Here is a 19,167-nt window from a genome sequence, read left to right on the forward strand (position 1 = left end):
GGTAATTTTCTGAATGGTGAATGTTGATTGAATCAATTTGTTGCGAAGATACAAGTGTTTGTTCTATCATAAAAGGTGTAAGATTAATAGGAAATTGTGCCTATTTATCTGAAGGACGCTGACTTTGCAAAGGAGGTGAATCGTATTTTGTTGACGTCGCTTCGACTCTACGTGTACACGATCAACCTTCTCGGCTTGGGACTTGTCGCCTATGCGATGCGTCATTTCCCTTATGACCGTCTTCTGGACGGGCTGATCTTTCTGCTGTTTGCTTCGGTGGTGCAGATGATGCCGGTGATGCTGAAACGGGACAGCAACGTCTCCGTGTCGTGGGCGTTGGCCTACGCGTCGGTGTTGCTGCTCGGACCGGAGGCGGGCGTGCTGGCCTGCACCGGGATCGGTCTGGTCGCTTCGTTTATTCCGGAGCGTCTGCATCCGCAAAAAATGCTGTTCAACGTTGTCGCCAACGCAGCCCCCGCTTATGCGGCCGGTTTGGTGTTGCAGGCGGTGGCCGGCTGGCAGACGGTCTGGCTGTTCCAATTTGTGATCGTTCCGTTGCTGTATTTTGCCTTAAATGCTTCGCTGGTGCTGTTTGCCATCTCGTTGGCGACCAAAGAGCCGCCGGTCAAGATCTTCAATCAAAACTATCGCTGGCTTTCGATCAACTATCTGGCGTTGGCTCCGATCGGCTACGGGCTGTACAAAGCGTATGAGCTGTTGAACGTGTTGGGCCTCCTGATCTTCCTGTTGCCGCTGGTCATGGCTCGCTACAGTTTTAAACTGTACATCGACCAGACCCAAAAAGTGGAGATGCACGTCGCGTCCTTGGAGCGTGCCAATCATCTCTTAGAGCGCAAGGTCGACGAAGTGGCCGCTTTGCAAAAACACGCGCTTTTGATGGGCGGCTCGCTGAACGTGGAATCGGCTTTGCGGGCGGTGTTTGAGCCGGTCGCCAAAGAGGTGCCGTACCGCACGCTGCACATCGTTCGCAAGAACGACGAGCGCGGCGGCTACGATCTGATGCGCCAAAGCCACGACGGCAAAATCCACTATCAAACCGTTGCGGAGTTGGAAACCGACATGAAGCGGGCGTTCTACCACGGCAAGCGCGTGGTGCTCCCCTACGACGAGAAGCAAGTCACGCTGCTCTGCCCGATGATCGCTCAAGGCGAGGTCAAAGGCGTGATGACGTTGCTCTGCTCCTGCGAACTGCTGGAGGAGATCGACTCCTCGCTCGATGTCTATGTGGCGCATGCGGCAGCCGCGCTGGAAAACGCGATCTTGTTCGACCGCGCGGAAAAGATGGCGTGCACCGACAATTTGACCAAGCTCTACAACCGCCACTACTTGGGGCGGAAACTGGCCGAATTGAAAGCGAGCGGTCGACGTCCCGTTACGGTGATCGTGATGGACTTCGACAATTTCAAGGACATCAACAACACGTACGGTCACCATGTTGGCGACTTGACCCTGCATCACGTTGCCGCGCTAATCAGAGAAGAGGTCCGTGAAGGGGACATACCGGTCCGCTACGGCGGCGATGAGTATGCGGTGCTGTTGCCGGACGCGACCGAGGAGATGGGGCTGATCGTCGGCACCCGCTTGCTCGAACGCATCCGGCAGCCCGTCACGTTCGAAGGGCACAGCGTCTCCATCGGTCTTTCCATCGGGGTGGCTTCCTGCACAGACGAGCACGGGGATTTGCAGGAGACGATCAAGCAGGCGGACAAGGCGGCCTACGTGTCAAAGGCGCAGGGAAAAGGCTGTCTCACGCTCTATTCGCAACTCTGTTGCGCCGAGAGTCAGGACGGGCATGACTGCCGAGCTCAAGAAGAGATCGTGGAAGCGTTCACAGAGTCGGATGCATCGCGCTCGATCACCAAGGGACTGTTGCAAGTATTGTTGGCGCGCGACGTCGATACCTATCATCATTCTCTGCAGGTGGCGACCTACGCGGTCTGGTTGGCCGAGGAGATCGGACTGTGCGAGGCAGAGGTGGAACGCATCCGCACCGGCGCGTTGTTGCACGACATCGGGAAGCTGGGGATCTCCGATGAAGTGTTGAACAAAAGGTCGGGGCTGAGCGAACCGGAGATCGTCTGCATGCGCACGCACCCGGTCGTCGGCTATGAATTGTTGACACACTTCGGCAACGTCTACACGCCGATCTTGCCGATCGTGCTCTCTCATCACGAGCGCATCGACGGCTGCGGCTATCCGCATCAAGCGGCGGCCGCAACGCTAGAGGTCGGCGTACGCATCGTTTCGATTGCCGACGCTTTCGATTCGATGACGCGTGAAAAAGCGTACCGGGGACGGCTGCCGTTCCAATGGGCGGTCGAAGAGCTGCACCGCTGTGCGGGCACGCAGTTTGATGCCGAACTGGTCGGGAAGTTTGCACAGACGCTGAAACGGCACGTGCCGGAACAAGAGATGGAAGCGACAGGGGATGCCGGCTCTGAAGGTAAGCCCTTGAGGGAGGCGTTGCTTCAATGATCTGCAAGTGGCTGGACGAGTTGATGAAACGTATCTTGCATGCGTTATAGAGTTGGGTAAGGGGATTGACCAAAACAGGGGAAATGGGGAATGACAAATGATGAAAAAATGGATGCAAGTGTTGATGTTTGCCGTATTGCTCACGGTGGGTACCGATGTGACGCTGGAGCCGGTCGAACCGTTTGAACCGCTCGAACCGATTGCCGAGGAAGTCGGGGAAGAGTGCCTCAACTGTTCGCCGATCAACTCGATCACATGGGGCGGCGGCGGAGGTCTCTAAGCTTGGAAAGAATCGCATTGCGATGCGCCAGAGGGGACCTTGCAGCATGATGTCAGACCGAACGTAACGGCGGGAAACTCTCTGGGGAGAGAGTTCTCCCGCTTTTTGCATGTTCATAGACTGTTGGAAAAAGGACCTGTCCCGCGCACGGTCTTTTTTTGTTGTCTCAAAACTATAACTTTTTTTGGGAGACTGTTTTTTTTGTTGGTCTAACCGCTGGACATGACCCATATAGATGAACTAACCAAGATAGGACAGGGAGGAGGAGAGGAAGATGCCGGAAATTCTGGCTGGCACCGACTGGTCCCGCATCATCCGCGAACAGATCGCGCCGGTGTTGCCTTCGCGTCTGCGTCAGGCGATTCTGCTGCTGCCGCAAGATGTGCTGGAGCGGTTGGAAGAGATCCGCATCCGGCTGTCGCGGCCGCTGATGATCTGCTACGGCGGGCGCGACGGATTTGTCTCCACGGAAGGCCGCGTGCACGCCGACCCGGCGCAAGGATGCGTGATCGGGGAAGAGGAGATCCATCAGACGTTGAACCTGCTCACAAAGTCTTCGCTCTACGCGCTGGAGGAAGAGCTTCGGCGCGGCTACCTGACCATCGCGGGAGGGCATCGCGTCGGCATCGCCGGCCGGGCTCTCCTGGATGGACAAGGGCAGGTGCGCGGGCTCAAAGAGATCGCGACCTTCAACATCCGCATCGCCCGCGACATACGGGGGGCGGCTCATCCGCTCGCTTCGCTGCTGATCGAACCGGCCGCCTCCCGCCTGCACAACACGCTGCTGATCTCGCCGCCGCAGTGCGGCAAGACGACGCTGCTGCGCGATCTTGCCCGGCAGATCTCCTCAGGCACGCTGCATCCGAACCTCGCAGGCCTGAAGGTCGGCATCGTCGACGAACGCTCGGAGATCGCCGCCACGTGGCGCGGGGTGCCGCAGCACGACCTCGGACCGCGCACCGACATCCTCGACGCCTGTCCGAAAGCGGAAGGGATGCTGATGATGATCCGCTCCTTGTCGCCGCACGTGCTGATTACCGACGAGATCGGCCGCCCTGAAGATTCGCAAGCGGTGATGGAGGCGATTCACGCCGGTGTCGGCGTGATCGCCACCGCGCACGGATTTGGCCTGCAGGAGGTGCGCCGCCGCCGTGAACTGCGCGAACTGTTCGAGATGGGCGCCTTTACCCGCTACATCGTGCTTTCACGCCGTCGCGGACCTTGCACCGTCGAAGGTGTGCACGACCGCACGGGCGAGCGGATCGCCGTCGGGGAGGGAGCGCGATGGTGAAACTGCTCGGCGGCGTGCTGACCGTCCTCGCCGCCACGCTCGTCGGGTTTCAGATCGCCGCCCGCTATGCGGAGCGACCCAAGCAGTTGCGCCGCCTGATCAGCGCGTTGCAGGTGTTGGAGACGGAGATCCTCTACGGAGCGACTCCGCTGCCGGACGCCTGCCGCCGGATCGCACAGCGCACGCAGGCGCCCGTGGGGCCGTTCTTCGGGCGTGTGGCCGAGTATCTCGGCGACGGGCTTGGACGGACGGCAGAGGAAGCCTGGCAGGCCGCGCTGGCGGAGCTGGCCTCCGAATCGGCGCTAAAGCCCGTCGAGCGCGACGTGTTGCGCAGTTTCGGGCGCACGCTCGGCGTATCGGACCGGGAAGATCAGATCAAACACATTCGTCTGGCCATCGCCCACCTGCACACCGAAGAGCGGGAGGCGCGCGATGAGCAGACGCGCAACGAAAAGATGTGGAAATACCTCGGAGCCCTGCTGGGGCTGACAGTCGTGATACTGCTGTACTGAGTTTAGGAGGACGGAACCGATGATGAGCACAGAGATCAACGCCATCTTTTTCATCGCCGGCATCGGGATCTTGACGGCGGTCATACACACAGTTCTCAAACAATCTGGAAAAGAAGAATTTGCTTCGTGGGCGACGCTGACCGGATTTATCGTGATCATGTTCACCGTCGTCTCCTACATCAGCGACCTGTTTGACAAAGTGCGCAACGTCTTTTTGACGCACTAGCGCACGAGCCCAAGAGCCTTCCCTGAAGGAGTACCGCTCATGGAAATCATCCAAATCGTCGGACTCGGACTCTCCGCTACGATCCTGCTCGTCGTCTTGCGCGGGCAATCGCCGCAGATCGCCTTTCTGCTGTCCCTGCTGGTCGGCGTGTTCATCTTCATCTTTCTGCTCGACAAGATCCAGGTGGTCATCTACCTCCTGCAGCGATTGTCGGTGCAGGCGGGGATCGAGATGATCTTTCTGCAGACGATCTTGAAGATCATCGGCATCGCCTACATCGCCGAGTTTGCGGCGCAGATCGCCAAAGACTCCGGCGAAGGCTCCATCGCCGCCAAGATCGAACTGGCCGGCAAAGTGCTGATCCTCGTGTTGGCGCTGCCGATCGTGCAACGGGTCATCGAGACCGTGCTCAATCTGCTGCCGGCCTGATACTTATTTTTCTCTGGAAAGGGGGTGGGGCGATGGGCACACGGCCACCATACCGGATCTTGTGGATGATCATGCTGGTGATCCTGGCTGGCTTTGGCAGTCTGACCGCCTACGCGGAAGGGACATCGCCGCCCCCCGCGACGGCGGAACATCCACTCGAACAAGCGCCGGGCTCGGCCCTGACCGATCCGATTGCAGGCGAGCAGTTTGAACAGCTCAACCTGCAAGACTTCGACCAATTTTGGGACGAGATCACTACCGAATACGGCCAGTTCCTGCCGCCAGAGGTGCGCGGCAACCTCGCCGAACTGGTCTTTACCGGACAGTTCGGCACCGCGATCAAAGGCTTGCTGACCGGGCTGATGCGCTTCTTGTTCCACGAACTCTTTTTAAGTTCCAAACTGCTCGGCTCGATCATCTGCCTCGCCGTGTTCGCCGCCTTGCTGGAGTCGCTTCAGTCGGCGTTTGAAGCGAACAACGTCTCGAAGATCGCCCATTCGATCCTCTTTCTCGCCCTGATGATCCTCGCGTTGAACTCCTTCGCGATGGCGACGTCCTACGCGTCGGGGGCGATCCAGACGATGGTCGACTTCATGATGGCGACGATCCCGATGTTTCTCGCCTTGCTCGCCGCGACAGGCGGCATGGCATCGGCCGCGATGCTGCATCCGCTGATCGTGTTCCTGATCCACGGGATCGGCGACCTGATCTCCTACATCGTGTTTCCGCTGATCTTTTTCTCGGCGATCCTCACCCTCGTTTCGCAGATCTCGTCCCGCTACCAGGTCACGCAGCTCGCCAACCTGATGCGCAGCGTTGCCGTCTGGGTGATGGGCGTCTCCTTCACCGTCTTTCTCGGCGTCGTTTCGGTGCAGGGGGCAGCGGGGGCGGTCGCCGACGGCGTGTCGATCAAAGCGGCCAAATACGTCTCTTCCAACTTTGTCCCGGTCGTCGGGAAACTGTTCTCGGACGCAGCCGACACAGTCGTCGGCGCGTCGCTGATCGTCAAAAACGCGGTCGGCATCACGGGAGCGACGATCCTGCTCCTCGTCTGCGCGTTCCCGGCGATCAAAATCCTGTCCCTCGCCTTGATCTATAACATCTCGGCCGCCTTGATGCAGCCGCTCGGCGACTCGCTGATCATCAAATGCCTCGCGACGATCGGCAAGAGCTTGATCCTCGTGTTTGCGGCACTGGCCACCGTCGGGTTTATGTTCTTCCTGGCGATCACTGTGATCATCGCGGCGGGCAATCTGTCGGTGATGGTGAGGTGATGAGGGCATGATCGAATTTCTCAGCGAATGGATGCGCGGGTTGATCCTCGTGATCTTCTTCGCCGTCGTGCTGGACATGATCTTGCCAAACAGCACGATGCAGCGGTACGCAAGGCTCGTGATGGGGCTGTTGATCATCCTGATGATGCTCAGCCCCGTGCTCAAGATCGCCAAAACGCCGGTCGAAAATATGGACTTCACGCTCGACTCGCTCTTGGCTGGTGACGAGACCGACTCCTCCGGTCAGACGATGAAGACGCTCGACGAGATCCTGCAGGACGGGCAAGAGATGCAGCAACAAAGCCAGCAACTCACCGTCAAGCAGTGGCAGGACGGGATCGCCGAGCAGGTGAAAATGCAGATCCAGCAAGATCATCCCGTCACCGTCGACAGCGTCGAAGTGAGCATCGCCGCCGATGAAGCGGGCCGCCCGAAAGACCTCGAAAGCCTGACCGTCACGCTCCGTGAGCAGACCGTGCCGGGCGAGGAGTCGATGATCAAACCGATCGAACCGGTGATCATCGGCAAGAGCGGACCCGACGAGGCGGCACCGTCCGGAAAAAAGGGCACCCTGTCGCAGGACGCGCAGGAAGCAGCGGCGGCGATCCGCGCCCAGTTGGCCGCCGAGTACAAGCTGAAGACCGCGCAGATCCGCGTCGTCTGGCGCGAGTCCTGAACAGGGGGGGTGAGACCATGGAAAAGATGAACGCAAAAGTGCAGACCTTGATCAAAAACAAAAAGATGCTCTGGGTGCTCGGCAGCCTCGGCGTGCTGCTCCTGTTCAATCCGTTGACCTTCTTCACCGGTCAGTCGACAGGTGGTCAGCAACTGCCGACAAGTCAGGCGCAAGCGACGGTGACCAACTCCTCGCAGGCGTCGATGGCCGAGTATGAAAAAATTTATGAGCAGCGCTTGACAGACATCCTCTCCACGGTGCGCGGCGTGTCCGAGCCGTCGGTGATGGTGACGATCGACTCCAGCGAGGAGGTCGTCTACGCGATGAATCACCAAGGCTCCAAACAGCAAGCCCAAGAGGGTGACAACAAAGGCGGCACGCGGGGCACCACCTCGTTCGACGAGTCGAACAACATCGTTCTGACCAAACAGAACGGGGCCGACAAACCGCTGGTCGTCAAGACGATCAAGCCGCGCGTGCGCGGCGTCGTCGTCACCGCCAAAGGAGCGGAAGATGTCAAAGTCCAAGCGCTGATCACGGAGGCTGTCCAGCGTTCGCTGGAAGTGCCGCCACATAAAATCTCCATCCTGCCCAAAAAAGCAAACCAATAACAATGACCTTTAGGAGGGTTTCTGCAATGGCGAAACGTCAAACGATCTGGTTGTCCACGATGATGGTGCTGTCCTTGATGCTGATCGGTTTTTACACGGTGAACAACAACGTCGAACCGGTCACCACCGAGACCTCGAAAGTTGCAAAAGACAACCAGGACCAAAACAAAGAGACGGAGACCGCCGTCATGGAGCAAAGCGACTTCTTCGTCGCGTACCACATGAAAGAAGGCGAAGAGATGAGCGCCAAAGCCGAGCTACTGCAATCGGTGATCGCCAACGCGCAATCCAGCGCCGAAGAAGTGGAAAAAGCAAAGAAAGACCTGGAGACGATGAACAACACCGCCGACAAAGTGGAAAAGGCGATCGACATGATCACCGCAGAAGGCTTCCCGGATGCGATTGTCAAAGTCCAACAAGACGGCAAGGTCAACGTCACCGTACAAGCGAAAGAGCTCGACAAGAAACAAGCGGTCAAGATCATGGGCATCGTCGCCAAAGAGATGCAAGTCTCCTCGTCCAAAGTGTCCGTCGGCGTCCACGAATAAGAAAAAAAAACAACCTGCCGTCCTTGTGTTTACGGGACGGCAGGTTGTTTCAATCTGGTAAACTTCGACTGGCAAGTAGAAAGAAAATAATGGGTTATGCTATACTGATGGGGAACGTCCCTTTTTACAGGCAAGCCGAACACAGGAAATCGAACACAAGGGAAGCATTACATATGAGGAGTGACAGAGAACCATGTTCAAGTTGAACGAACTGCGCGAACTGATTCGTCTGATCGACGAAACGAGCATCTCCGAGTTCAATTACGAAGTCGGACAGGCAAAATTGCAAATCAAAAAGACGGATGAAAACGCTGTACAAGTGGCGACTCAACCGATCGTCCACGTAGCGGCGGCACCGGCGGCAGCACCTGTTCCAGCACCGGCACCGGTCGCAGCGGCACCGGCAGCAGCGCCGGCACCGGCACCGGCAGAAGCGGCAGCGCCTGCTCCGGCAGCAGCTCCGAAAGCGGTCGACGCCAACCTGCACAAGATCGTTTCGCCGATGGTCGGCACCTTCTACTCAGCACCGTCCCCGGATGCGGATGCGTACGTCAAGTCGGGCGCACGCGTCGAAGAGAAGACGATCGTCTGCATCCTCGAAGCGATGAAACTGATGAACGAGATCGAAGCGGACGTGCGCGGCGAGATCGTGGAAGTGCTCGTAGAAAACGGCCAGCTGGTTGAGTACGGTCAACCGCTGTTCACTGTAAAAGTCGACTAGTACCGGAACGGGGGAAAACGGATGTTTCACAAAGTACTTGTGGCAAACCGCGGCGAGATTGCGGTGCGCGTGATCCGCGCTCTTCGCGAGCTCGGCATCCCGAGCGTCGCGATCTACTCGGAAGCGGACCGCGAATCCCTGCATGTCAAACTTGCAGACGAAGCATACTGTGTAGGACCGACTCTGTCCCGAGACTCCTACTTGAACATCAAAAACATCCTCTCGCTCGCCACCTCCATCGGCGTCGACGCGATCCATCCGGGTTACGGCTTCTTGGCCGAGAACTCTGATTTTGCAGAGTTTTGCAAGGCCTGCGGGATCACGTTTATCGGCCCGAGCGTGGAAGCGATCGAAAAGATGGGCGACAAAGCGGTCGCCAAAGACACGATGATCAAGGCGGGCGTCCCTTGTGTGCCGGGCACCGAAGGGCTCGTCGAGGACCTCGACGAAGCGTTGCAGATCGCAGAGGGCATCGGCTATCCGATCATCATCAAGGCGACGGCGGGCGGCGGCGGCAAAGGCATCCGCATCGCGCATTCGCCGGACGAGCTGCGCCGTCTGATCGTAATGGCTCAGACCGAAGCTGCGACTGCGTTCGGCAACCCGGGTGTCTACCTGGAAAAATACATCACCGAGATGCGCCACGTGGAGATCCAAGTCATGGGCGACAACCACGGCAACGCCGTCTATGTCGGCGAGCGTGACTGCTCGATCCAACGCCGCCTGCAAAAGCTGATCGAAGAAGCGCCGTCCCCGGCTCTGACGCCGGAGAAGCGCAAAGAGATGGGCGAAGCGGCGGTCAAGGCGGCCAAGGCGGTCAACTACTCCGGTGCGGGCACCATCGAGTTTATCTATGCGCTCGACGGCAGCTTCTACTTCATGGAGATGAACACCCGCATCCAGGTCGAGCATCCGGTGACCGAGATGGTGACCGGCATCGACCTGATCAAAGAACAGATCCGCGTCGCAGCAGGCGAGCCGCTCTCGTTCAAGCAGGAGGACGTCGTCCTCGACGGCTGGTCCATCGAGTGCCGGATCAACGCTGAGGACTGGGAGAAAAACTTCATGCCGTGCCCGGGCAAGATCCACAACTACTTGCCGCCGGGCGGGTTCGGGGTGCGCGTCGACTCGGCCGCTTACACCGGCTATACGGTCACGCCGTTCTATGACTCGATGATCGCCAAGCTGATCGTCTGGGCTCCGACCCGTGAAGAAGCGATCCTGCGCATGGACCGCGCCTTGAGCGAGTTCAAAGTCGAAGGGATCAAAACGACCATTCCGTTCCACCAAAAAGTGTTGCGCCATGAAAAGTTCATCGACGGCGATTTTGACACCAAGTTCCTGGAAAAGTATCCTTTGTCATAAAAGTGCAAGATGACTATACTTATATAACTAGGTGGACAAGACAAAGGAGGTAGTCAACATGACGACAAATACGGAATTTGACTCCACGGATATTGGCAATATTCGCATCGCGAATGAGGTCATCGAGATCATTGCAGGTCTTGCCGCTACGGAAGTAAAAGGCGTGGCCGGCATGTCCGGAGGCGTCGCAGGCGGCATCGCCGAACTGCTGGGCCGCAAAAACCTCTCCAAAGGGGTCAAGGTCGAGGTCGGGCAGCGTCAATGCGCCGTCGACCTGACCATCGTCGCCGAGTACGGCGTGCGCATCCCGGAGGTCTGCTCGGAGATCCAAGAGAACGTCAAACGGGCGATCGAGAGCATGACCGGCCTGGAAGTGGTCGAGGTAAACATCAGCGTGCTTGGCGTGACCTTCAAGTCTGCCGCAGCGGAAGAGACGATCACGGTCAAGGAAGAAGAGAAGCCGCAGGCGCCGAACCGCGTTCTGTAACATCGGCTTTCTGAACCCCCCTGTTTACAGGGGGGTTTGCTTCCTTGGAGAGGAGGACAAGCGTTTGAACATCATTCCGAGAATTTTGCTCTGGCTGTACGCGGCCGGGGTCGCAGCCGCATCTGTCACCGTGCTGCTCCAGTACGCCGGGCTTCGCGTGCTCGACACTCGCTTGCGGATCACCGAAGAAGGCGCGCTGGCAGCGTTGATCTTCCTGCTCGTCAGCATCTTCTTCCTGATCTACCGCAGCCGTCGCGGCGGCGGTCGCAACCGCGAACCGCAGACGGTCGTGCACAAAATGGAGCACGGCGATGTAAAGATCACCTACGAAGCGATTGAACAGTTGGCAACGCGGGCCGCTGTGAAGATTCGCGGCGTGAAAAACTTGGAAACCCGCGTGCGCGTGGCGGAGGGCGGCGCGCTGACGCTGGCCGTTCGCTTTGCGATCGAGGCGGACCTCGACATCCCGAAGACGACAGCCGAGCTGCAAGGTACGGTCAAAGACTACATCGAATCGACGACCGGCATCCCGGTGTCGCAGGTGACGGTGTACGTCACCGAGATGGCGACCGCTCCGGACGTCGTCAAGAAGCGGGTGGAGTAACCGATGGAGAAATGGTTGCAGATCTGGCAATGGCTGCTTGCGAACAAGCGCTGGCTCGGCGTGCTGGCCGGGACGATCCTCGGTCTGTTCTACCTGATCTTCGGCTTTTTGAAGACGCTGGTATTCGCCTTGTTCGTCTTCCTCGGTTTCTACATCGGCAAGATGGCGGACGACCGCGAAGACTGGCGCGACGTCATCGACCGCATTGTGCCGCAACAATTCCGCGAATAACCACCAGAGATGGTGGTTTCCTTTTTGTTGTTCGGGTACACTACATATAGCCAATACATAAGAGGAGTGCAGATATGAGTCGCAGAACTTCCAGAGAATTTGCTTTGCAGGGACTGTTTCAGATCGACGTCGTCGACGCGAACGTCGAAGAATCGATTCAACACGTGATGGAACAGGAAGGGGCGGAGGTCGATCCGCTGTTCGTGCGTGATCTCGTGCAGGGCACGGTCAAGAACCGCGAACAGATCGACGAGATCCTGACACGCTTTACCACCGGGTGGGACCTGACCCGGATGGCGAACGTCGACCGCAACGTGTTGCGCATGGCGGTTTATGAACTGCTGTTTGTTTTGGAGACACCGGCATCGGTCGTCGTCAACGAGGCGGTCGATCTGGCCAAAGCGTTCTCGACCCCGGAATCGGGCAAATTTGTAAACGGTGTCCTCGGCAAGATCTTGCCTGAACTGGACACGTTGCGAGCTGCCCAGGGACAAGCGTAAAGGAGACCCCGATGAACAAGACGGCTCGCTATGTGCTTGGTATCGACACGAGCAACTACACCACCTCGGTCTGCCTCATCGATTCGGATGGGGTGATCGTCAAAGAAGAGCGCCGTCTGTTGCATGTATCAGAAGGAGAGCGGGGATTGCAACAATCTGCCGCTCTCTTTCAACATGTGCAGAACCTGCCTGTCCTGATCGAGCAACTTGGCGATCTCAGCGGACAATTGCAAGCGGTATGCGCGTCCGCCAAACCCCGCCGCTTGGAAGGCTCCTACATGCCGGTCTTCACAGCAGGCTCCGGCGTCGGCCGCATCCTTGCCGCCACACACGGCGTGCCGTATCTGGAGACGACGCATCAAGAAGGCCACATCGCCGCCGGGGAAGGCAGCGCCGAGCGAGTGCCGGCCGACCATTTTCTCGCCGTTCATCTGTCTGGCGGCACCACCGACCTGCTCGATGTGAACCGCCTGCAGGACGGCTATGAGATCGAGGAGCTCGGCACGTCGATCGATCTGCATGCAGGTCAGTTTGTCGACCGAGTCGGCGTTGCGCTGGGACTGATCTTCCCGGCTGGCCCGCACTTGGAGAAACTGGCGCAAGGCTCGACCGATGAAGCGGTCACCTTGCCCTCGCCGGTCAACGGCTACAACCTGTCCTTCGCCGGTCCCGAGACGGCTGCCTTGCGCCTGATCGAAGCGGGCGTCGCGCCTGCCGACATCGCCCGCGCTGTCGAGCGCTGCATCGCCAAGGGCCTTGAGAAGACCTTGCGCAAGGCGGTCGAGGAACGGGGTGTCAAACACCTGCTGATCGTCGGCGGCGTGGCTGCCAACACCTTCATCCGCGAACGGCTCAAACTGCGCCTTGAACACCGCGCTGTCGGGGCCCGGCTGTACTTTGCACAGCCGCGCTATTCCACCGACAACGCGTACGGTGTGGCGCTTTTAGGACTTTCACAATTAAATATTGGGTTGGAAGCCAATTTGTAGTATAATAGTATCTGCTTGAAAGATCGAAATTTATCGACAAAATATTCGATTTAGAGCAGACGCAGAGGATGGGGTCCATCCATAGAGGAGGAAGGTTTCACAATGGAAGATCTGCTGTTTGATAACGAACTGTATGACATCACCATCGTGGGTGGCGGCCCGGCGGGGTTGTTCACCGCTTTCTATGCAGGTATTCGCGACGCGAAGACGAAGATCATCGACTCTCTGCCTCAACTGGGCGGTCAGCTCGCGGAACTGTATCCGGAAAAGTACATCTATGATGTCGCCGGATTCCCGAAAGTGCTCGCACGCGATCTGGTCAACAACCTCAAAGAACAGGCATTCCAATACAACCCGTCGGTCGCTCTCAACCAGCGCGTTCTCAAACTGAACAAGTTGGAAGACGGCACGTTTGAACTGATTACCAACACCACGCGCCACCTGACCAAGACGGTGATCATCACCGCTGGCATCGGCGCGTTCACCCCGCGTTCGCTGCCGGCTGAAAATGTCGACCAGTACGAAGGCAAAGGCATTCACTACTTCATCGACGACCTGCAGTCGCACAAAGGCAAAAAGGCGCTCGTCGTCGGCGGCGGCGACTCGGCGGTCGACTACGCGCTGATGCTGGAAGAAGTCTGCGAAAAGGTCACCTTGATCCATCGCCGCGACCAGTTCCGCGCTCATGAAGAATCGGTGAAAAAGCTGATGAGCTCCACCGTCGACGTCAAAGTCTTCAACGAACTCAAGGAAGTCCAAGGCCTCGACGGTCTGGAAAAGGCGGTCCTCATCAACAACAAGGACAAGTCGACCTCCGAGCTCGATGTCGATCTGATCATCGGCGCGCTGGGCTTCTCCGCATCGCTCGGTCCGATCCTGCAATGGGGTCTTGTCACCGAAGACAACGCGATTGTCGTCAACACCAAGATGGAGACGAACATCCCGGGCGTCTACGCGGCCGGCGACATTGTCACCTATCCGGGCAAGGTCAAGCTGATCGCCACCGGTTTTGGCGAAGCACCGACGGCTGTCAACAACGCCAAGCTGTTCTATGATCCGGCTGCCAAGCTGCATCCGGGCCATTCTTCGAACCGTAAAGAATAGTCGAACAAAAGTTCACATCCTCGCGATGTGAACTTTTTTATGGTACTATTTCTACAAAATAGTGAGAGTAAAGCGAGTTGAAAGCGGTGTTGACAGAGCAATCAAAAACTTGGTCGGTCAGCGATCTGACCGCGAGAATCAAGCAGTTGTTCGAAGAGGACGACCGCTTGGTCGACTGCTGGGTGCGGGGCGAGATCTCCAACTTCACACACCACAGCAAAGGGCATATGTATTTCACGTTGAAAGATGCCCAGAGCCGCGTCAAATCGGTCATGTTCGCCGGCAACAACCGCTACCTGAAATTCATCCCGAAAGAAGGGATGAAGATCGTCGCTCACGGTTACGTCTCCGTGTTTGAGCGGGACGGCGCGTACCAGTTCTATGTCGATGACATGCAACCGGACGGGCTGGGGTCGCTGTTTTTGGCATTCCAACAGTTGAAAGACAAGCTGGAGCAGGAAGGCCTGTTCCATCCGCAATATAAAAAGCCGATCCCCAAATACCCCCGCGTCATCGGCGTGATCACCTCGCCGACGGGGGCTGCGGTGCGCGACATCATCACGACGATCCGCCGCCGCTATCCGGTGGCCGACATCCTCCTGCACCCGGTCATCGTGCAGGGACCAAACGCTGCGCCGTCGGTGGCGGAGGCGATCGAGACGATGAACGAACTCGGCGCGGCTGACGTGCTGATCGTCGGGCGGGGCGGCGGCTCGCTGGAGGAACTGTGGGCGTTTAACGAAGAGGTGGTCGTGCGCGCAATTCATGCTTCGATGATCCCGGTGATCTCGGCGGTCGGCCATGAGACGGACACCACGCTGGCCGATTATGTCGCCGATATGCGGGCACCCACCCCGACAGCAGCAGCTGAACTGGCTGTGCCCAACCTGTTCGAACTGCGCCGTCACCTCGAACAGTTACATGCGCGGCTGGTCAATGCCTTGCAAGGGCAGGTGCGGGACGCTCAAAAAGCACTCACGCGTTTGGAGACGTCACCCGTCTTCACGCGGCCGACACACCAGGTCCGCCAGTGGCAACAGACGGTGGACAACCTCGAAGACCGCCTGCTGCTCGCCTTGACCAAGGCAGCGGGGCAGCGCGAACGACAACTGGCAGCTCTGGAGACGCGACTGATCCGCACGTCGCCTGTCGAGCGGGCGAAGCGCATGGATCAGACGTTGCAATACATGGTCGAACGGCTGGAAAAGGCGGCGCAGGATCAACTGCAGCGGGACAACAACCGCTACGAGCGGCTGCTGGACAAACTGGACGTGCTCTCCCCGCTGGCGGTGATGCGCCGCGGCTATTCGCTGGCCTATGCTGACGGGAAGAAACGGATGGTCAAACGACTGAATGACGTGCAACTCGGCGACATGGTCAACATCAGATTGGAGGATGGCTGGCTGGATTGCGCCGTCTGGGGCATAGAGGAGGACAAGCACAATGACTGACACAAAAGCGGCAGCCGAGCAAGAACTGAGTTTCGAACAAGCGCTGGCACGTCTTGAAACGATCGTCAAAGCGATGGAGTCGGGCGATCTCGCGCTGGAACAGGCGATCTCCGAATTTCAAGAGGGGATGCAGTTGGCGCGTATCTGCCGGGAAAAATTGGATCAAGCTGAACAAAAGATCGAGATGCTCGTCAGTGAAGCGGGCGCTCTGACGAAAAAACCATTTCAAGCGGAGGAATCGTAATGGCTACCGCTGCAACTGGAGATCTCAACGCGTATTTCAAAGATCGGATCGGGCAGATCGAGCGCACGCTGGATGAGCTGGTGCCGGAGGGCAATCGCTTTTGCGGCGTGCTGTTCGAATCGATGCGCTACTCTTTGTTCGCGGGCGGCAAACGCCTGCGCCCGGTGCTCGCGCTGGCGACGGTGGAAGCGCTAGGCGGGGATGTGGAGGCCGCTTTGCCGGTCGCTTCAACGCTGGAGATGATCCACACCTATTCGCTGGTGCACGACGATCTGCCGGCGATGGACGACGATGATTTCCGCCGTGGCAAACCGACCAACCACAAAGTGTTCGGCGAAGCGGTGGCCGTCCTCGCGGGCGACGCGCTGCTCACGCAGGCGTTTCAGGTGCTTGGCACCCTTGACGCGACCGGCCGGGAAGCGGTGATGTTGCGCATTGTCGGCGAACTGGCGCTTGCGTCCGGGTCGCTCGGCATGGTCGCCGGTCAAACGGCCGACATGCTCAACGAAGGCAAGCAGGCGGATGCGGAGACGCTCGCCTTCATCCACACCAACAAGACGGGTGCACTGCTCACCGCTTCCGTCCGCATCGGCGCACTGTTTGCAGAAGCGACGGAAGAACAACTGCTTGCATTGACGACCTATGCGGAGCGCATCGGACTCGCCTTCCAGATCGTGGATGACATCCTCGACGTGGTCGGCTCAGCCGAAAAGCTCGGCAAAGCGGTCGGCGCGGACGCAGCGCATGCCAAGCTGACCTATCCGGCGTTGCACGGTCTGCAGGAGTCGCGCGAAGCTGTCCGTCGCTTGACGGGGGAAGCGCACCAAGCGTTGCAATCGATCGGCCTTTCGGGCGGCCGCCTCACGCAGATCGCCGATTGGCTGGTCAACCGGGAAGTGTAAAAGGGGGAAGCGGGCACATCTCTGTTGTGGCCTGCTTCTTTTTTTCATCTCCTTGGCGAATCGCTGTAACTTTCCCGCCGGGTATCCGTTACATAGAATGAGCGGCTGAGGAAGAGACACACTAACGGCAACAGCTTTTTCCAAAGGGGATCTTGCGTCCATGCGACCACCGGCGTCCTTTCGCAGGAGCCAGCCAGAGTCACAGCGGAAAACGACGTGGAAAAGCAGGGCTGACTTATGTTAAACTAGTTCTAACTATGGGTTTTTTTCCCCCAATTCCTGCACCTTACAGAAGAGAGGCGGTATTACGTGTTACTCGATCAGATTCATAGCCCCTCCGACCTGAAACATCTATCGGTGGAACAACTGACGACTCTCTCCGAAGAGATTCGCCAATTTCTTATAGAGAGCCTGGCAGTCACCGGCGGGCACTTTGGCTCCAACCTTGGTGTCGTCGAACTGACCCTCGCGCTGCACCAGATCTTTGAGTCTCCGAAAGACAAGATCATCTGGGACGTCGGGCATCAGGCATACGTCCACAAGATCCTCACCGGACGCAAGCACCTGTTCCCGACCCTGCGCAAATACAAAGGCATGTCCGGCTTCCCGAAGCGGGGCGAGTCGGAGCATGACATGTTTGACGTCGGTCACGCCTCGACCTCGATCTCGGCGGCTGTCGGCTACGCGGTCGGCCGCGACATGAGCGGCGAAGATCACAAGGTCGTCGCGGTGATCGGCGACGGCGCGATGACCGGCGGCATGGCGTTTGAGGCGCTCAACCACGCCGGTCACGTCAAAACGGACATGGTCGTCGTGCTCAACGACAACGAGATGTCGATCGCGCCAAACGTCGGTGCGATCTCCTCCTACCTGACCAAACTGCGCGTCGACCCGCACTATTCGTCCTTCAAAAAGGAAGTCTCGCACCTGCTGCACAAAGTGGGCGGCGACATCGGCGACAAAGCGGCAAAAGTGCTGGAGCGGGCCAAAGACTCGTTCAAGTACTTCATGGTGCCGGGCATCCTCTTTGAAGAGTTCGGCTTCACGTACCTCGGCCCGATTGACGGCCACGACCTGCCGACCCTGCTCAAGTACCTCAAGCAGGCGCGCAACACCAAAGGCCCGGTGCTCCTGCACGTGATCACGCAAAAGGGTAAAGGCTATGCAGTGGCAGCCGACGCGCCGGATAAAATGCACGCGGTCAACAAAGGCTTTAATGTCCAGCCGGGTGACGCTCCGAAGGTCGTCAAAGTCAAGGCAGCCCCGCCGCAGTACACCAAGGTGTTCGGTGACACGCTGACCGAGATGGCAAAAGAAAACGAAAACATCGTCGCGATCACCGCTGCGATGCCAAGCGGCACCGGACTCAGCAAATTTGCCGATGCCTACCCGAAGCGCTTCTACGACGTGGGGATCGCCGAGCAGCACGCCGCCACGTTTGCGGCAGGTCTCGCCTGCGCCGGAAAGAAGCCGGTCCTGTCGCTGTACTCGACCTTCCTGCAACGCGCGTATGACCAGACGATCCACGACATCTGCATTCAGAACTTGCCGGTCGTATTTGCCATCGACCGCGCCGGTCTCGTCGGAGCGGATGGCGAAACGCATCAAGGCGCGTTTGACGTCTCCTACCTGCGCATCATCCCGAACATGGCGATCATGATGCCGAAGGACGAAAACGAACTGCGCCATATGCTCCACACGGCCGTCCACTACGACAAAGGCCCCATCGCTGTCCGCTATCCCCGCGGCGAAGGACGCGGCGTCGAGATGGACACGGAGCTGAAACGGCTCCCCATCGGCAAATCTGAGACGGTGCGCGACGGCAAAGACCTTGCGATCCTCGCCTTTGGCCCGATCATCGAGACGGCCGAGCGCGCAGCAGAACTCCTCGCCGAGGAAGGCATCGAAGCCCGCGTGATCAACCTGCGCTTCGTCAAGCCGCTCGACGGCGAGATGCTGATGGAACTGGCGCAGCAAAACATGCCGATCGTGACGCTCGAAGAAGGGGCGGTCGCAGGCGGTGTCGGCAGCGCCGTGCTGGAGTTTTACGCGCAAAACCGCGTGACCAACATCAACCTGTTCCCGCTGGGCCTGCCCGATCAATTCATCGAGCACGGCACCCCGGAAGAACTGCGTGACTCAGTCGGTCTGAACGTCGACACCTTGGTCGAATACGTCAAGACCATGGTGCCGCTCAAGCAAAAGCGCGCCTAAAATTGCACATGA

The 19,167-nt window shown here is 58.5% G+C and carries 22 protein-coding genes; all 22 read left to right on the plus strand.

Annotated elements, in window-relative coordinates:
* The first annotated feature begins 147 nt into the window (after window positions 1–147).
* The 22 genes from OS242_RS16225 (at window position 148) to dxs (ending at window position 19,155) form a co-directional block, all read left to right on the plus strand.
* Window positions 148–2,496, plus strand: a complete 2,349-nt coding sequence (locus OS242_RS16225) for a diguanylate cyclase (RefSeq protein WP_267152746.1) — start codon at window positions 148–150, stop codon at window positions 2,494–2,496.
* A gap of 100 nt (window positions 2,497–2,596) precedes the next feature.
* Complete coding sequence (locus tag OS242_RS16230; protein WP_267152747.1) at window positions 2,597–2,776, plus strand: hypothetical protein; 180 nt, start codon at window positions 2,597–2,599, stop codon at window positions 2,774–2,776.
* Between the two features lie 274 nt (window positions 2,777–3,050).
* Complete coding sequence (gene spoIIIAA, locus OS242_RS16235; RefSeq protein WP_267152748.1) at window positions 3,051–4,067, plus strand: stage III sporulation protein AA; 1,017 nt, start codon at window positions 3,051–3,053, stop codon at window positions 4,065–4,067.
* Entirely contained in the window at window positions 4,061–4,579 is a 519-nt protein-coding gene (spoIIIAB, locus tag OS242_RS16240; RefSeq protein ID WP_267152749.1) for a stage III sporulation protein SpoIIIAB, read from the plus strand. The genes spoIIIAA and spoIIIAB overlap by 7 nt, the downstream gene beginning before the upstream one ends.
* 19 nt (window positions 4,580–4,598) lie before the next feature.
* A complete protein-coding gene (gene spoIIIAC / locus OS242_RS16245) occupies window positions 4,599–4,805 on the plus strand; it encodes a stage III sporulation protein AC (protein WP_407702121.1) in 207 nt (68 codons plus the stop codon).
* A 39-nt stretch (window positions 4,806–4,844) separates the two neighbouring features.
* Window positions 4,845–5,234, plus strand: coding sequence for a stage III sporulation protein AD (spoIIIAD, locus tag OS242_RS16250; RefSeq protein ID WP_267152750.1), 390 nt, complete (start codon window positions 4,845–4,847; stop codon window positions 5,232–5,234).
* A 32-nt stretch (window positions 5,235–5,266) separates the two neighbouring features.
* A complete protein-coding gene (gene spoIIIAE, locus OS242_RS16255; RefSeq protein WP_267152751.1) occupies window positions 5,267–6,508 on the plus strand; it encodes a stage III sporulation protein AE in 1,242 nt (413 codons plus the stop codon).
* A gap of 7 nt (window positions 6,509–6,515) precedes the next feature.
* Window positions 6,516–7,184, plus strand: a complete 669-nt coding sequence (gene spoIIIAF, locus OS242_RS16260) for a stage III sporulation protein AF (protein ID WP_267152752.1) — start codon at window positions 6,516–6,518, stop codon at window positions 7,182–7,184.
* A 17-nt stretch (window positions 7,185–7,201) separates the two neighbouring features.
* Entirely contained in the window at window positions 7,202–7,795 is a 594-nt protein-coding gene (gene spoIIIAG, locus OS242_RS16265; protein WP_267152753.1) for a stage III sporulation protein AG, read from the plus strand.
* 26 nt (window positions 7,796–7,821) lie between these two features.
* A complete protein-coding gene (locus tag OS242_RS16270) occupies window positions 7,822–8,343 on the plus strand; it encodes a SpoIIIAH-like family protein (protein WP_267152754.1) in 522 nt (173 codons plus the stop codon).
* A gap of 193 nt (window positions 8,344–8,536) precedes the next feature.
* Complete coding sequence (gene accB, locus OS242_RS16275) at window positions 8,537–9,064, plus strand: acetyl-CoA carboxylase biotin carboxyl carrier protein (RefSeq protein ID WP_267152755.1); 528 nt, start codon at window positions 8,537–8,539, stop codon at window positions 9,062–9,064.
* 21 nt (window positions 9,065–9,085) lie between these two features.
* On the plus strand, window positions 9,086–10,429 hold the full coding sequence (gene accC, locus OS242_RS16280) for an acetyl-CoA carboxylase biotin carboxylase subunit (protein ID WP_267152756.1): 1,344 nt from the start codon (window positions 9,086–9,088) through the stop codon (window positions 10,427–10,429).
* Window positions 10,430–10,487: 58 nt separating this feature from the next.
* The gene (locus OS242_RS16285) at window positions 10,488–10,916 is read left to right on the plus strand and encodes an Asp23/Gls24 family envelope stress response protein (protein ID WP_267152757.1); all 429 of its coding nucleotides are present in this window, start codon (window positions 10,488–10,490) and stop codon (window positions 10,914–10,916) included.
* 64 nt (window positions 10,917–10,980) lie between these two features.
* Entirely contained in the window at window positions 10,981–11,520 is a 540-nt protein-coding gene (amaP, locus tag OS242_RS16290) for an alkaline shock response membrane anchor protein AmaP (protein WP_267152758.1), read from the plus strand.
* Window positions 11,521–11,523: 3 nt separating this feature from the next.
* Window positions 11,524–11,751 carry a DUF2273 domain-containing protein gene (locus OS242_RS16295; RefSeq protein WP_267152759.1) on the plus strand — a complete coding sequence of 76 codons (228 nt, stop codon included), beginning with the start codon at window positions 11,524–11,526 and terminating at the stop codon, window positions 11,749–11,751.
* 74 nt (window positions 11,752–11,825) lie between these two features.
* Window positions 11,826–12,251, plus strand: a complete 426-nt coding sequence (nusB, locus tag OS242_RS16300) for a transcription antitermination factor NusB (protein ID WP_267152760.1) — start codon at window positions 11,826–11,828, stop codon at window positions 12,249–12,251.
* 11 nt (window positions 12,252–12,262) lie between these two features.
* Entirely contained in the window at window positions 12,263–13,240 is a 978-nt protein-coding gene (locus OS242_RS16305) for a Kae1-like domain-containing protein (RefSeq protein WP_267152761.1), read from the plus strand.
* A 102-nt stretch (window positions 13,241–13,342) separates the two neighbouring features.
* Window positions 13,343–14,344 carry an NAD(P)/FAD-dependent oxidoreductase gene (locus tag OS242_RS16310; RefSeq protein WP_323372965.1) on the plus strand — a complete coding sequence of 334 codons (1,002 nt, stop codon included), beginning with the start codon at window positions 13,343–13,345 and terminating at the stop codon, window positions 14,342–14,344.
* A gap of 77 nt (window positions 14,345–14,421) precedes the next feature.
* The gene (xseA, locus tag OS242_RS16315) at window positions 14,422–15,795 is read left to right on the plus strand and encodes an exodeoxyribonuclease VII large subunit (RefSeq protein ID WP_267152762.1); all 1,374 of its coding nucleotides are present in this window, start codon (window positions 14,422–14,424) and stop codon (window positions 15,793–15,795) included.
* Window positions 15,788–16,039 (plus strand): exodeoxyribonuclease VII small subunit, encoded by a 252-nt coding sequence (locus OS242_RS16320; RefSeq protein ID WP_267152763.1) that lies wholly within the window; start codon window positions 15,788–15,790, stop codon window positions 16,037–16,039. Before xseA ends, OS242_RS16320 begins: the two co-directional genes overlap by 8 nt.
* Window positions 16,039–16,941 carry a polyprenyl synthetase family protein gene (locus tag OS242_RS16325; RefSeq protein ID WP_267152764.1) on the plus strand — a complete coding sequence of 301 codons (903 nt, stop codon included), beginning with the start codon at window positions 16,039–16,041 and terminating at the stop codon, window positions 16,939–16,941. The genes OS242_RS16320 and OS242_RS16325 overlap by 1 nt, the downstream gene beginning before the upstream one ends.
* Window positions 16,942–17,250: 309 nt before the next feature.
* A complete protein-coding gene (dxs, locus tag OS242_RS16330; RefSeq protein WP_267152765.1) occupies window positions 17,251–19,155 on the plus strand; it encodes a 1-deoxy-D-xylulose-5-phosphate synthase in 1,905 nt (634 codons plus the stop codon).
* The last annotated feature ends 12 nt before the right edge of the window (window positions 19,156–19,167 follow it).

Source organism: Tumebacillus lacus (assembly GCF_026410385.1).
GTDB lineage: Bacteria > Bacillota > Bacilli > Tumebacillales > Tumebacillaceae > Tumebacillus > Tumebacillus lacus.